The sequence below is a fragment of the Pseudomonas fontis genome, from assembly GCF_028656955.1.
Taxonomy (GTDB): Bacteria; Pseudomonadota; Gammaproteobacteria; order Pseudomonadales; family Pseudomonadaceae; genus Aquipseudomonas; species Aquipseudomonas fontis.
The window spans coordinates 14308-29174 of record NZ_JAMDGY010000045.1; the positions used below are offsets into that span (position 1 = coordinate 14308).

A 14867-nucleotide genomic window follows, 5' to 3' on the forward strand; every position below is an offset into this window, starting at 1 on the left:
CAGGGCTAACCTTGCGCTCAACGACTGCTCACCCGCCATCCATCCCTGGAAAACCTTGGAAATATGGCGCGCGATACTATTTAGACATCATTTTGACGTCAATATGCCATCATTTATATTTTGTTACTGATGGCGTCCAGACCAACAGGTAAACCGCAGAACTGGAAGCGTTTGCTCAAGGTACTCAGCCAAGCCTTCCGATCAGATCCGCCTCAATTCTCTCGAGCAAATCTTGCTTCAGCCCGCCATCCTCGCGCAGGAAGAAGTTGCCCTTCTGACTGTCGTGATAGAGGCTCACCGACACATCGTCACTACGTAGTACCCAGCGCCGCGAATAGACATTGTCGTCACGCTCGACCACCACCGCCGACCAGTATTTTTCAAGGTACTTGGCAAGCGACTCGAATCCGTCCCAGTCGGCAACGGCAAGAACGTGATACTCGAGCACACCGTGTTCGTTACACACACGCGTAACGGCAGGTAAAGCACTCATTACTGCACTCCTAATAGTTTGTTTACTTCCGTTCGCGTGCGCTGGGAACTCTCGAGGATCTTCCGGTAGATGTCCTCCCCCTTGAAGCCCTGCCCCGTACGCAGGTCGATCATCTGTTGCCAGGTCATGTTGGGCTCTTCACGAGTCAGGCGGTCCGCCGTCACCCTGTCGGCCATCAACTCCCGAGCTTTCGTACGGTTTTCATTGCGCAACGCAAACGCCTGCTGGGCCTGGGATTCCAAAGGCGCGTTCTGATCAATGCGCTTAAGTATCTGCGCATCTTCGAAGAGGTACCACTCACGCGCCTGAACATTGCTCATGCTCCCTCGCACGGGGTCGCTACCATCGTAGTAGTGATAGGAGTCGGCAGCACGTTGATTGACCAGGTCTGGATGGTAGGGGTCGCCTGCAATCGTCGGGTTGGTACCGGTGAAGGGCCGGCCCTTGGGCAGCTCCACTGCCGCGACTTCAGTACGCGCAACCCACTTGCCTGCCACCCACTGGACAGCCTTGCCACCGATCATCGCAGTGGCAGCACCCGTAGCAGAATCGAAGGCCAGGTGCGTCAGCTCGCGAGGCGAAGCGGTAGAGAGGTCGTCGAAGACCTTTTCCAGCGCCTGGCCCGGTATCGGGCTTTCGATCCAGTCTTTTACGCCAATCGCGGTGTCTTTTACCCCACCTGCAATTGCACCTGCAGTCTGCACCGGCGATGTTGCCGCATCCCAGACGTTCTGCGCCCAGGCCTTGGCATCCTGTGGCGACTTCGCGGCAATCTTCTGCAACTCATCCCACATCTCGCCAGCAACATAATCCAGCTTCCCTGCCGGCCCATAACCTGCGGTCAGCTGGGTCTTGTCGATACCGTCCCAGTACTGATCGACCTTGGCTGCATATTCCTCACGGCTCCAGCCCTCCAGCCTGGCCTGAGCCAGTGCCTTGCGGTTGTAATCCATCATGTCGCGATCGCGGGCGTTATCCAGCTCCGCCATCATGCGCGTGATGTTGTTCTGGCATGTCTGAACGTCTCCGCCTTTGGCCGCGCACCCCGCACGGGCCTTGTCCGCAGCCACAATCTCCTCGTGCAGCAACCAGTTGTACGTCGTCGCCTGCTTGGTCACCCACCCGGCAATGGCCTGGTCCTGCTCATTGGCGCCCGCTGCGGCAGCCACCGTCATGCCAAGCAACTGCGAAGTCATACCCAGCAGTTGGTCATGCATCGGCCCCTTGAACACCTCATCGCCCAAGGTCGCGACAAATGCTTCGTTGACGCCAGCCGCCAGCAGTCCAGAGCGGAAGTCGCCACCGGCTGCCTCTGCAAGCAAACCACCGACAATCGCGTGCACGCCCACCTTGGTCGGCAGCCCTTCCAGGCTGACCTGATCGCCGACCTGCTTGTAGATATAAGCAGTCAATGCATTACGGGTGAGCTCAAGCCCCGCAAGGCTAAGGTTGTCTTTTAGGCTTGTGCCTTGCACCACGGTTTGTGCCACCGCCCCCACGCCCGCCTGGGCACCGGTGTAGGCCACAAACTTGCCGAAGTCCTTGAGGTTGCTCAGGTCGAGACCGAAGGTGGGCTTGGCAAGATCCTTCGGGGCAATACCGAAGGCATCGTTCAGGTAACCGGAAGTAATGCCTGCGGTAATCGCACCCGTGGCATAGCCCTGGAGGCTCTGTGTCGAGGTAATGTCCTTGAATACCGCCCCCAGGTCGCCTTTGTTGTTGACCGTGCTGACAGCGGCGCCACTGGCCATGGAGGTCAGTACGCTGGAGGCCATGACGTTGCCCCAGCCCGCCGCTACTGCGGTAGTGGTGGTCACCCCGGCAGCGGTTGTGGTGGTGACAGTGCCCGCCGCCCCCATCACGGTCCCTGCCTGGGCAGTACCGGCTACCAAGGTGCTGGCAGCACCGGCAGTCAGTGCAGTGACAATGATCATGATCGCCAGCACGGCACCCTGACCCAGGCCGGAATGGCTGTACTTGTAGGAGTCCTGAAGCTCCTTCACTGCACGCCAGTCCACATCCCCACGTTGCTCTGCCGCTTTCAACCAGGCAAGTTGCGGGTCCGCCTTGACCATCGCGTCAATGGTCTGGTTGATGTTGGCCTGGTCAATCTGGCGCACATCGATCTTCAGGCCCTCAACCGCCTTGATCGTGGTTTGCCCCTGGGCCAGCAGCACGCTTTGACGCAAGGTTTCATCGGTATTGCCCTTACCCTTGGCACTGTTCCAGGCGTCATTGCCCGAGCTTTTCTCATGGCTCTGCTGGTGCAGGTCCTTGACCCCCTCAAAGACGATCTGGCCGCCACTCTCCAGGGTCAGGTCATTGCCACTGTCCAGCTTGGCAACTTGATAGCGCTGGTCGCCACCGCTCTTGAGGGTCAGGTCCCCGCCGCTGCTTATCTGGCTGCCGACCTGGGTAACCTGGGTTACCTCGTCGCGGCGGGTCTTCTCGCCACCATTGCTGAACTTCTTGTAGGAGTACAGCGAATAGTCACTGTCTTGTGCCGCCAACAGCTCAAGCTGGTTGCCGGCCACCAGATAGGCTTCGTCGCCCGCCCTGATCTGGCTGGCAACCATCGACAGGTCATGGCCAGCCTTCAGGGTCACGTCACCGCCGGCATCAAGTTCGCTACCGACATGACGCACCTGGTCACGCTGGCGCGTGTAGTTCTTGGTCTTGAAGGCGAACAGGTCCTCGTTGGCGGCCGACGCCAGGCTCAGGTCGTTGAGTGCATCGATGCTGATATTGCGGCTCGCCTCGATCTGGCTGGCGACACTGGCAAAGTCGTTGCCGGCACTCAGGCTGATATCGCGCCCGGCACTGAGCACCGAGGCGTGCTGGGTTTGCCGGCTTTCGGTGTAAATCGAGTTGAAATCGAGCGCAAAACGCTCCTGCGCAGACACCAGCAGCAAGTCCCGACCGGCCTTGGCATTGATGTCCCGACCGGCATCCAGCACACCACCGCTGCTTAGCAGATCGCGCCCGGCAACGATCGCCATATCGTTTGCCGCCTCGACGCGTGCCGCGCTGTCGACGAAGGAACGCTCGTCAGACATGCCCTTGCGGGCGATTCGGTGTTCGGTAATGGTGCGCTCGTTGAGCACGTCACCGCTGATCGCCAACAGGCTGACATCCCGCCCGCTGATGATGCCGCCAGCACGGTTGACCAGGTTGTCACCCGCCATCAGGCTGAGACGGCCGCCTGCCTCGATCAGCCCGCTGTTGACCAGGTTCTGCCCGGCACTGGCCGAGAGATTCTCGGTGGCCCGCAACGTGCCGGCACTGACCAGGTTCTCCCCGGCGATCAGGTTCACGTTCTTGCCGGCGATCAAGGCGCCGGTCGGCGCCAGTCGATCATTGGCCTGGGCCAGGTACAGCACCGGCACCAGTACGTCCTCGCCATTTACCTGGTGCGTTTCGAGCCAGACGATGTCGTGGGTCAACGCCGCCACTTGTTGCGCGGTCAGGGTCACCCCGACGCTCAGGTCCAAGGCCTGCTTGCTGACGAGCGCGTTGTCCATCAGGTGCTTGAACATGGCCTCGTCGGTGGTCTGGCCTTCAAGGAAACGCTGGCCAGTGCGGGCCGTGATGGCCTGCTGCACCAGACGTTGCTCAAAGTAGCCATCGCCCAGGCGCTTCCAGCTCTGGTCCGGGTTGTAGCCCAGGTTGCCAAGCAGGTAGTCCGAGCTCATGAACGACTTGAGGTCGGTGAGTACCGGGTTGGTTTCAATCAGGTATTTATGCGCTTGCGAACGCCCGCTGTTGTCCGGCAGGCCCTGCACCCGCTCGATGCTCAAGGTGCCAGGTGAACTCACCGGGGGTTGCGCGGAGGTGGCCGTCGCAATCGACGCGGAGGTATCACGCGCGCCCAATGCTGGCGTGCTCGCGTCGACCTGTGCGGCCTGCGGCGCCGTGCCCTGCCCCGGCAAACTCGGGTTGCCGGTGGCCGTCAGGCTCAGTGGGTCCAGGCGGGTGATCCCGGGCAGGTCGGGGTTGTGGCCGGGGCGTGGGTCGTGGGCGGCGCCGGCAGTATCGGCGACGTCGAGTGCGCGGCCCTGGGTGTCGAGCCCCATCCCCTGACGGGCCAGGTCGTCCAGCGTGCGGCTGGCGCCAGCGGTCGCGGCCGCCCGGTCCTGCTCGACGTTGCGCCCGATCACGTTGGCTGTGCCCTGCTCACGCTGGGCCAGGCTGATGGTGGCCGAGCCCAGCGTCCAGGACGGTGCGGCGCTGTCTTTACTGTGAACCTGCGCGTTGCTGGCGCCCTGCCCGCTCAAGCGGAACAGGCCATTTTGGCCGGTGGGCAGGGTAAAGCCCGGCAGGCTCAGCGGGTTGACCTGGCGCTGTGCCAGGTCCGGTGGCAACTGGGTATTGATCGTGGCCACGGTGGTCACGGCGGGTTTGCCGGTCGACGTATCGACCTGGCTGCGCGCGCCTGCGCCATAGCCGCTGTTGGACTGCGTCAGGCCGTTGCCCAAGCTGCGCGTGGCGTTGATCGACACCGTACCCCCGGCCTGCACGACTGCACCGGCGGCAACACCGGTGTTGGTGATGACGTCGGAGGTGCCCAGGTTGGTGTACTTGGTGATCTGGGTCGGCAAGGGGGTGCTGACGCCAGGCCTGAAGCCAGGGTTGAGCGTGCTCTGTTTCTGCTTGGCCTGCGCCATCGGCACGATCAGGTTGGTGTTGCCCTGGTCAACACGATCCAACGGCGGGATGTAGAGGTAGTTGTATTCGGAGTTCTGCTTGGCATAGCCAATCAGCGAGCCAAGCGCCCCTTGCGCTTCGCCCCAGCTCATCTTGCCGAGCGGCGAGCTGTAGACCGTCGTGCGCACCACCGAGGCATTGGCTGCCCCCTCGTTGAGGAAGTCGGTGGCGTTGATGGTCAGGTTGCCGGCCGCCGAAACCGTGCTGTGCTGGTTGCTGAACGCACCCGCGTCGACCACCAGCGACTGCCCGGCGCTGATCGCGGCGCCGGCCGAGTCGGTTTCCATCGTGCGTTGCAGGTACTGCTCGACATAGAAGTCGAAGCTCCAGCCCGGCGCGTTGCAATCGGTGCAACGGTAGGTAATCGCGCTGGACTGCTGGGTTTCGCTGAACGTGACCGCGTCACGCCGGTTGACGATTTCCTGGGCCAGCAGGCGCATCGTGCCTTCGCTCTGCAGGGTCGCCGAGATATTGTCCAGGCGCCCTGCCCGGGCCTGGGCCGAGTCGCGGGCCACCAGCAGGCTGCCCAGGCTGTAGACGGTGGCGAAACGGTTGGTCAGGCTGTCGACCCTGAACTCGGCGTTGCCACCGCTGGTGATCAGGCTGTTGCTACCCGGCGTGCCTTCGTTGACCAGGCTTTGTGCGGTCACCAGCAGGTTGCCGCCGCTGCCCAGGGTTGCGCGGTTGGTCAGGCTCCGGGCCTGCACGGTCATGTCGCCGATGGCGGTGAGGCGTCCACTGTTGTTCAGTTGCCCACCCACGGTGAACTGGGCCTTGCCGGCACTGGCGATGCGTGAAGACTGGGCCAGGTCGAGCTGCGCGGCGCGCAACTCCTGGTCACCCAGCGAGGTAATGCTGCCGTTGCCGTTGTAGTGACCGTCGAGCACGATATCCAGGCTGCCGTTACTGGCGATCAGCCCGTGGTTGGTCCAGTGCGTGCCACTGCCCTTGAACTGGTCGCTGGCCAACAACTGGCCACTCGCCGTCTGGGTGAACTGGCCGACATTGACCGTCAGGCGCCCGGCCTGGATCACGCTGCTGTTGGTCCAGTTGGCCGCGTTCAGGGTCAGCCCGCCAAGGGTGACGATCTGGCCACCGGCGCCGGTAACGTTGGCCATGCTGATCGCGAACTCGCCCGCCCCACCGTGCAGCAGCTTGCCGCCGGTATTGAAGAAGCCACTCGCCTGCAGGTTGAAGTCGCTGTTGGCGCTTTCCAGGGTGCCACCGCGGTTGTCGAGCACGCCGCCGAGGGTCAACGCGGTCTTGCCGGTGCGGCCCAGGGCACGCAGTTGCCCGCCCTGGTTGCCGAAGCTGGTCGCCAGCACGTTCAAGCTGCTGTCGCTTTCAATCACCCCGCCCCGGTTGGTCAGCGCACCGCGCAAGCCGAAGTCCAGGTGCTGGCCGGCGATCTGCCCGCCCGTGCTGTTGTCCAGATCCGCCGCGGTCACCTTGACCAGGCCTTTGGCGTACAAGCCGCCGCCCTGGTTGATGAGGTTGGCGGTCTCGACAGTGATGGCACCCGACTGGGCAGCCAGGCGCCCAGCCGCGTTGTTCAGCCCGCCCAAGGCGATCAACTTGAGCTGCTGCGCCTGAATCACGCCATTCTGGTCATTGCGCAACAAGCCGCCCGCGCGTGCCTCCAGCGCACCGCCGAGGCTTGCCAGCACACCGCCGCGGTTGTCGATACTGCCCGCCTTGATCAGCACGTCGCCGGCCTGGGCGATGATCCGCCCGCCTCGGTTGTCGAGTTCTTCGCGGGTCTCCAGGTCAAGGCCGCCCTGGGCTTGCAGGCCACCCGCCTGGTTGCTCAGGCGCTGGGCCACCAGGTTGACCCCGGCATTGCGGCTGTAGATCAAGCCGTCGGCATCGTTGAGCACGGCGCCGCTGGTGGTGAGCGTCACCCCATCGGCGGCCGCCACAGTGCCCTTGTTGCGGTTGTCCAGGCTCGCGCCGTTCAGTTCAAGCGCTGCTTGGCTGATGAGCGTACCGCCCTGGTTGTCGATGGCCGCAGCGCCCAACACTTTAAGGCCACTGGCACTGACCAGCGTGCCCTGGCGGTTGTTCAGCTGGGCCATGCGCTCTAGCGTCAGCGGGCCTTTGGCGACAATGTTGCCCGCCGAGTTGTCCAGCGTGGCGGCCCACAGGTCGAGTTCGGCACCGCTATCGATCTGCCCGTCCTGGCCATTGTCGAGGGTGCCGGTGATGGTTTTCAGCGACTGGCCAGCGGCGCTGACAATGATGCCCGCGCGGTTGTTCAATGCACCCGCACTGACGTCCAGTCGGCCCTGGCTGGCCAGCGCACCCCCGGCGCTGTTATCGAGCGCACCGCTCAGGCCAATATCCACATTGCCCAGGCGGCTGGAGAGCGTGCCTTTGTCGCTGTTGTCCAGTCGGCCACCGGTAACCGTCAGGCCGTTCCAGCCAGAGATCAGGCCAGCCTGGTTGATCAACGTCGCCGCATTGAGCGTCAACCCTTCATTGCTGATCAGCTTGCCTGCACTGTTGTCCAGGGTACGCCCGGACAGGCTGAACTGTCGGGCACTGGAGATTTCACCGTTGCGGTTGTTCAGGTCGCGCAGGTTGTCGAGGGTCAGTACGCCCTTGGTATAGAGCAGGCCGCCCTGGTTATTGAGGTCGCCGCCGCCCGCCGCGAGCTTCACGCTCAACGCGGCATCGCCAAGCACGCGACCACCCTGCTGGCTCAGGCTGCCGGCATTGAGGGTCAGCACACCCTTGGTCGAGACCTCGCCCCCGCCACCATTGAGCAGCTCATCGGCGCTCAGGGTCAGGCTGGTCGCGCTGTTGATCAGGCCGTTGTCGCTGTTGTCGAGCGTACCGGCAGTCACCTCCAGGTGCGCCTTGGCGAGCAGTTCGCCGTCCTGGTTGTTCAGGCTGCCAGCACTGACCGTCAACGCTTTCTGAGCGTTGATCAAGCCCGCAGCGCGGTTGTCCAGCAGGCCGTTGACCGTCAGGCCGAGGTCACCTTGACTGGTCAGCGCACCGCCCTGCCCGTTGTTCAGGCTGCCGGAACTGACCGTCAACGCCGCTGCGCCGATCTTGCCCTTGAGGTTGCTCAGCGCCTGGTTGACCGTCAGGGTCAGGCCCTGATTGCCGAGCAATTTGCCGTTGTCGTTGTTCAACTGCTGCGCGGCGAGCGCGTACGCCTTGGCGCTGGAAATCTCACCGCCCTGGTTGGCAACGCCGTTGAGGTTCTTCAGCAACAACTGTCCAGGAGTAGTGATCAAGCCGCCCTGGTTGTTCAGTTGCCCATTGTTCAGGTCCAACTCGATACCGGCATCGCTGTACAGCTCGCCACCCTGCTGCTCGAGGCCGGAGACCGAAGCCTTGAGCACCTGGTTGCTGGCAATGCGACCGCCCGTGCTGTTGTTCAGCGCGGCACTGGTCAAGGTCAGGCCACTGCCGCTGAAGAGGCGGCCCTTGCCCTGGTTTTCCAGCAAGCCGGTGTCGATGACCAGCGCGCCTTTGGCGCTGAGGGTGCCACCCTGGCTGTTGTCGAAGTGGTCGCTGGTGATCTGCGCAGCACCGTCGGAGACCAGCTTGCCGCCCTGGTTGCGGAGCCGGCCGGTGCTGGTGAGTGTCAGGTCGGTAGCGCTCGACATCACGCCACTGCTGTTGTCCAGGCTTGCCGCGTTGACGGTCAACGCACCTTCGCTGGTAATACGCCCGGCCTGGTTGATCACCTCACCGTTGAGGTCGACCCGCACAGCGCTGTCGCTGTGCAGTGTCCCGCCGCTGTTGTTCAGGCTGCTCGCCAGCCCATGGCGGTTCAAGGTGACATCGCCCTTGCCCTGGATCACGCCTTTATTCTGGTTGAGCACCTGCTGCACGTTCAGGGTCAAGTTGCCGTCCGCCAGCACATGACCGCCATCGCTGTTGTTCAGGCGCGTGCCCACCAGGCGCACCTCGGCGCTACCCGCTACTTCACCGCCACGGTTGTCGAGGTCATCGGCCTCCAGTTTCAGCGCTTTTGTAGCCTTGATCAGGCCTGCCTGGCGGTTGTCCGTGGTGGCAGCCTTGAGCAGCAGCTCACCCTGGGCCACCAGCGTGCCGTTCTGGTTGTCCAGCGTGGTGAGGTCAGCATCGATATCGCGCGTGGCGGAAAGCTTGCCGGCCGCGTTGAGCACACTGTCGGCGCGCAACAGCAGGCTGCCGTCGGCCAGTACCGTACCGCCCAGGTTGGCCAGCTCGCCCTTGATGCGCAGCTCGGCATTTTCCACGCTGCTGATCAGGCCATCGCGGTTGTTCAGGCTGCCCGCATTGAGGTTCAGCGAGCGGGCACTGATCAAGCCCTTGAGATTGTTGAGTTGCTCGGCGACGCGCACCGTCAACTGCTGCGCACTCAGCAGCTTGCCGGCAGAGTTGTCGAGGCTGCGCGCAACCAGGTCGAAGGAGTGCGTACTGGAAATCTCGCCCTTCTGGTTGGCCACAGCGTCGAGGTTCTTCAGCAGCAACGCACCCGGTGCGCGAATCAGGCCGCCCTGGTTGTTCAGTTGGCCGCCATTGAGGTCCAGGGTCAGGGCACCCAGGCTGAACAGTTCACCACCTTGCTGATCCAGACCCTTGAGGTTGGCGTCCAGCACCTTGGCGGAAATATTGCCCTTGGCCTGGTTGGTGACCTGCCCGGCAATCAGTGTGAGTTGCTCGTGGCTGCTGAGGCGAGCGTCCTGGCTGTTGTTGAATGCGCCCGTCTCTACCCGCGCATCCCGCGTGCTGTTGATCACGCCTGCGTCGCGGTTGTCGAGGCTGGCACTGACCAGGGTCAGGCCGTCGTCGGTTTCGACCAGGCCGGCGCGGTTGCTCAGCGCGGCGCTGCTGGCAAGGTGCATTGCACCGGCACTGGAAACCTTGCCGCCATCGTTGTTCAGGCTGACGCTGGTGACGCTTAGCGTGCCTGCGCTGTCGAGCCTGCCCGCACGGTTGTCGAGCAGGCCGTCGAGCAACGGCAGGCTGCGGCTGACCAGGTCCACGGTCAGCGCCAGCGTGGCGCCGACGGTACCGCCATCGTTGTCCAACCGTGCACCGCCAAGGTGGGCACTCTGGCCGAAGACCAAGCCCTTGCTGCGGTTGATCAGCTGTTCGACGCGGACCTGCAACGCCGTGCCCGCGAGCAACTTGCCGCCGTCGCTGTTGTCGAGCAGCGCACCACTGGCCTCGACGGCCGCCAGGCTGGACAGCTCGCCGCCGCGGTTGTCGAGCGCATCGACCTTGAGCGTCAGCGCCTTGCCGCTGCCCACCAGCCCGGCCTTGCGGTTGTCGAATTGTTTGCCGACCAGCTCCAGCGCGCCATCGGCCACCAGCTTGCCGCCGTGCTGGCGCATGACCCCGACGGTGGCCTGCAGATCACCTCGGCTGGCGATGCGCCCGGCATCGTTGCTCGCCTCCAGCGCGTTGAGGTTCAGCGCGGTGTCGGCACTGAGCAGGCCCTTGTCGTTGTTCAGTCGGTCGGCGTGCAGCGTCAACGCCCCGGCACGCACCACGCCTTCGTGGTTGTCCGCTTGCCCTGCATGCAGGGTCAGCAGCTCGCGCGTTGCCACCAGGCCCTTGTGGTTGTCCAGTTGGCCCAGGGTCAATTCCGTGTGATCCAGCCCCTGAATTTCTCCCTGCTGGTTGTTCAGCAACCCCTCGACCTTCAGTTTCAACCGGCCATCGCTGACCACGCTGCCCTGTTCACTGTTATCCAGATTTGCGGCATCCAGGGTCAACTGCTGGCCCGCACCGATCAGGCCGTGGCGGTTGTCCAGTGTGGTGGCCACCTCGACGGCCAATGTAGCGTCCGCCGAGAGCACGCCCTCGCGGTTGTCGAGCTGCCGGGCGCTGAGCGTGGACTTGCCGGCGGCGGACACTTCACCGTTGCGGTTGTCCAACGCCCCGCGCAAGGCCAGCACCAGCTCGCCCCGGCTGCCCAGGGTGCCGCCGGTATTGTCCAGGTGCTCGGCATGCGCCTGGACACCCGAGGCGCTGATCACGCCCTTGAGGTTGAGCAGGCTGCGCTCGACCTTCAAGGTCAGGGCCTGCTCGCTCAGCAGCTTGCCAGCGCTGTTGTCCAGGCTGACGGCCAGCAAGTCGAATGCCTGGGCACTGGAAATCTCGCCGTTGCGGTTGTCGACCTCGGCCAGGTTGCTCAGGCGCAAAGGGCCCGGGCTGGTGATCAGGCCGCCCTGGTTGTCCAGGCGCCCGTGTTGCAGGTCGAGGCTCAGGCCGGCATCGCTGCGCAGGTGCCCACCGTCGCGCTGGTCCAGGCTTTGCACCTTGGCCGTCAGTGCCTGGGTGCTGGCGATGGTGCCGCCTTCGCGGTTGTCCACCGCGCCAGCATCGAGCAGCAAGTCTGCGCCGCTGAGCAAACGCCCTCCTTGAGCGTTGTTCAGGCTGCCGGTGCTCAGCGAGACCCCCGCCTTGCTCTGCACCAGGCCCTTGCCATGGTTGTCCAGGCTGGCACTGACCAGCACCAGCCCGCCGTCGCCATTCAGCTCGCCGGCCTGGTTGAGCACCTCGCCTGTCACGTTCAGGGCAAGACGGCCGGCGCTGCCGACATGACCAGATGCGTTATCCAGATGCGCAGCCTTCAGCTCCACCGAAGACTTGCCGGTGATCCGGCCTTTGGCCTGGTTGTCCACGCTGCCAGCCGTCAGCTGCAACAGCCCGCCGGCGCCCAGCAGGCCGCTGCGGTTGAGCAACTGCCCGGCAATGCGCGCAGTTAGCGCCGCATCGCCGACCAGTTGGCCCTGGCTGTTGTCCAGGCTGGCGCTGCGCAGGTCGAATGCCTGGCCGGCGAGCAGTTTGCCTCCCCGGTTGTCCAGTGCACCGTCGCTGACCAACGTCAGGCCGTGCGTGGCCTGGACCCGGCCTTGCTGGTTGTCCAGGGTCGCGGCGCGCAGGTCCAGGGTTGTCGCGGACAGCACGCCCATGGCGTTATCCAGTGCCTGGGCAATGCGCACGGTCAATGCCTGTTCACCCAGTACCTTGCCGTTACGGTTATCCAAACGTGTGGCGAGCAGTTCGAAAGCCTTGGCGCTGGACAGCTCACCGCCCCGGTTGTCGACGCTGGCAAGCTGCTTGAGCAGCAACTGCCCTGGCGCGGTGATCAAGCCCTGCTGGTTGTCCAGGTGGCCGAAGTTCAGGTCCAGCTCAAGCTCGGCACCACTGAATACGCGGCCCCCACGCGCCTGTTGCAGGCCATTGAGGCTTGCAACCAGGGTCGTCCCGGCGCTGATCTGCCCGCCATCGGTGTTGCTCACCTGGCCGGCCTGCAGGTCCAGGCGATTGCCCGCGGCAACCTGGCCGCCGGCATTGTTCAGGCCCGCCGTAGTCAGCTTGAGATGGTCGGTGCTGCGCACTTCACCACCGGCGTTCTCCAGGCTGGCACTGCTGACGCGCGCGGACTGGCCGGCAAGCACCTTGCCGGCGCGGTTGTCGAGCACACCGACGCTGTTCAGCGCCAGGTCGTTATCGCCGCGAAGCGTGCCTTCGCGGTTGTCCAGGCTGGCGCTGTGCACCTCAACCCGTTTACCGGTCAGCGTACCGCTGCGGTTGTCGAGGGCCGTGTCCACCTGCATGCCCAGACCTTCGCGCGCGGTGATGGCACCCCGCTGGTTGGTGAGCGCTGCAGCCTGCAACGTCAGGCCATTGGCCGCGACCAGCCCCCGCGTGTTGTCCAGGGCATTGCGAATACGCAGCGTCAGCGACTGCTCACTGAGCAGCTTGCCGTCGCGGTTGTCCAGGCTCTGGGCATTGACCTCGAAACTATTCAGGCTGGAAAGTGTGCCGGCCTGGTTGTCTACGCTGGCCAGGTTGTCCAGTTGCAACTGGCCCGCCGCGTTGAGCAAACCGCTGCGGTTGTCCAGGTGCCCATGGTTCATGTCCAGTTGCAGCGTGTCCCGGGCGAGCAGTTTGCCCTCGCGGTTGATCAAGCTGCGAACGTCGATCTGCAACGCGCTCGCATCAATCAAGCCAGCGCTGTTGTTCAGGGCTTGCGCAATGTGCAGCGCCAGCTGGCGACTGCTGAGCAGCTTGCCGGCGGCGCTGTTGTCCAGGTTGTCAGCCCGCAGCGTCGCAAGGTCTCGGCTGGAGACTTCACCGGCACGGTTGTCCAGGCGCGCAACATCAATGCTCAAGGTGCGCTCGCTGCTGATCAAGCCGCCCTGGTTGAGGACCTGGCTGGCAGCAAGGCGTTGCTCGCCCATGCTTAACACCCGGCCGCCGTTCTGGTTGTCCAGGGTGCTCGCGGCAAGCTGGCTGTGGCGTTGGGCACTCAGGGTGCCACCCTGGTTGTTCAGGGTTTCACGCGTGGTGATTGTCAGGTCGCGACTGGCGACCATGGTCTTACCTGTGTTGTCGAGGTTCTGTGCGGTGACGGTAATGTCGCCCTGGGTATTGCGGGAGCCCGCTTTCTCGACACCGGCCTCGATTACCCCACGGTTGCTCAGCGTACCGCCGGCATTCAGGGTGATGCTGTCGCGGGCGGCGATGTTGTTCTGGTTGGTCAGGTTGCCGGCGGTGCTCACCTGCACGCTGGTTTCAGCGTACAGCGGGCCTTGTGCGTCGAGGCTTGCGGCCTTGACGTTGACCGCCCCGGTCGCGCTGGTCTGCGCCAGGCTGACATGGCCGTTGGCGTCGAGCTGGATGTCGCCACCGCTGGCGATCAGGTCACCCGCCAGGCGTACACCGACGCCCGCTTCAGTGCCGACCAGCTTGATCGCCCCGGCGTACATGCCGCCCAGGGCGCTGGAGTCAATTGCCAGTGCCGGCGCGTCATTGGCAGCACCCGCACGCGGCGTGGCCGCCAGGGTCTGGGCGTCGACGTCGTTGCGCCCGGTGATCACGTTCAGCTCCTGCGCATGCAACTGCGCATTGAGCTTGGCCGAGCGGGTAATGATGTCGAAGCGGCCGACGTTGCCGGCGTTGAGCCCGGCGCCTTCCAGGCTGACGCTGCCGCCATCGACCTGATAACCCCCGACTGCACCCTGCGCATTGATCACCGGCTTGCCGGTGGTCAGCGTCACTTGCGGGGTATTGATGAAGCCGCAGCCGTTGCAACTGATGCCGTACGGGTTAGCGACGATGACCTTGGCCGACTGCCCCGCCACTTCGGTGTAGCCACGCAATTGGCTCGGGTTGCCGCCGTTGACCTCGTTGAGGATGGTGGTGGCAGCCGTGCCTTGCAGGTTCGGGTTGCCAAGGATGATCCCGCCCAGTTGCGTGTCCTGGGTTCGGCCGGTGGCGTTGTTGAGGATGACCCCGTTGCTGCCGACGTTGTAGTCGACAAATTGGTTGTGCGACAGCCCGCTGCCATTGGGCGCGGCGATGTTGACGATGGGTACGCCGTTGCCCGCCTGGTTCAGCGCCGTGCCCGGCGCGCTGACTACAATGCCTTCAGCCGCCTGCGCCCACATCGGTTGCCAGAACATGACGTTGGCCAGCAGCAGTGCCAGCCCGCGCTTGGGCAGCCCGCAGAAGGACTCGCGCGGCTGAATTGCGGCCGCGCGCTGGCGGGCCAGGAAGGCGAAGTATTTAACGTCCATGTCAACTCTCTGGCAGGCGGGGCAAAACGCAACAGCGTCAGACGCGAGCCTGACAATCAACCACGCGAAGGGGGGCAGCACAGGCCGCCCAAATACGAATGGGTGATATTATTATGACATCATCTTGACGT

General features: G+C 64.0%; 2 protein-coding genes. Both read right to left on the minus strand.

The window, feature by feature from the left end; genetic code table 11:
- Positions 1–184: 184 nt before the first annotated feature.
- The gene (locus tag M5G11_RS15630) at positions 185–493 is read right to left on the minus strand and encodes a hypothetical protein (RefSeq protein WP_273913249.1); all 309 of its coding nucleotides are present in this window, start codon (positions 491–493) and stop codon (positions 185–187) included.
- Positions 493–14736 carry a two-partner secretion domain-containing protein gene (locus tag M5G11_RS15635; RefSeq protein WP_273913248.1) on the minus strand — a complete coding sequence of 4748 codons (14244 nt, stop codon included), beginning with the start codon at positions 14734–14736 and terminating at the stop codon, positions 493–495. The genes M5G11_RS15630 and M5G11_RS15635 overlap by 1 nt, the downstream gene beginning before the upstream one ends.
- Between the last annotated feature and the right edge of the window lie 131 nt (positions 14737–14867).

Bases quoted from the DNA above. Each gene is read 5' to 3' on its own strand.
- M5G11_RS15630 (WP_273913249.1), bottom strand. From the start codon at position 493: ATGAGTGCTTTACCTGCCGTTACGCGTGTGTGTAACGAACACGGTGTG.
- M5G11_RS15635 (WP_273913248.1), bottom strand. From the start codon at position 14,736: ATGGACGTTAAATACTTCGCCTTCCTGGCCCGCCAGCGCGCGGCCGCA.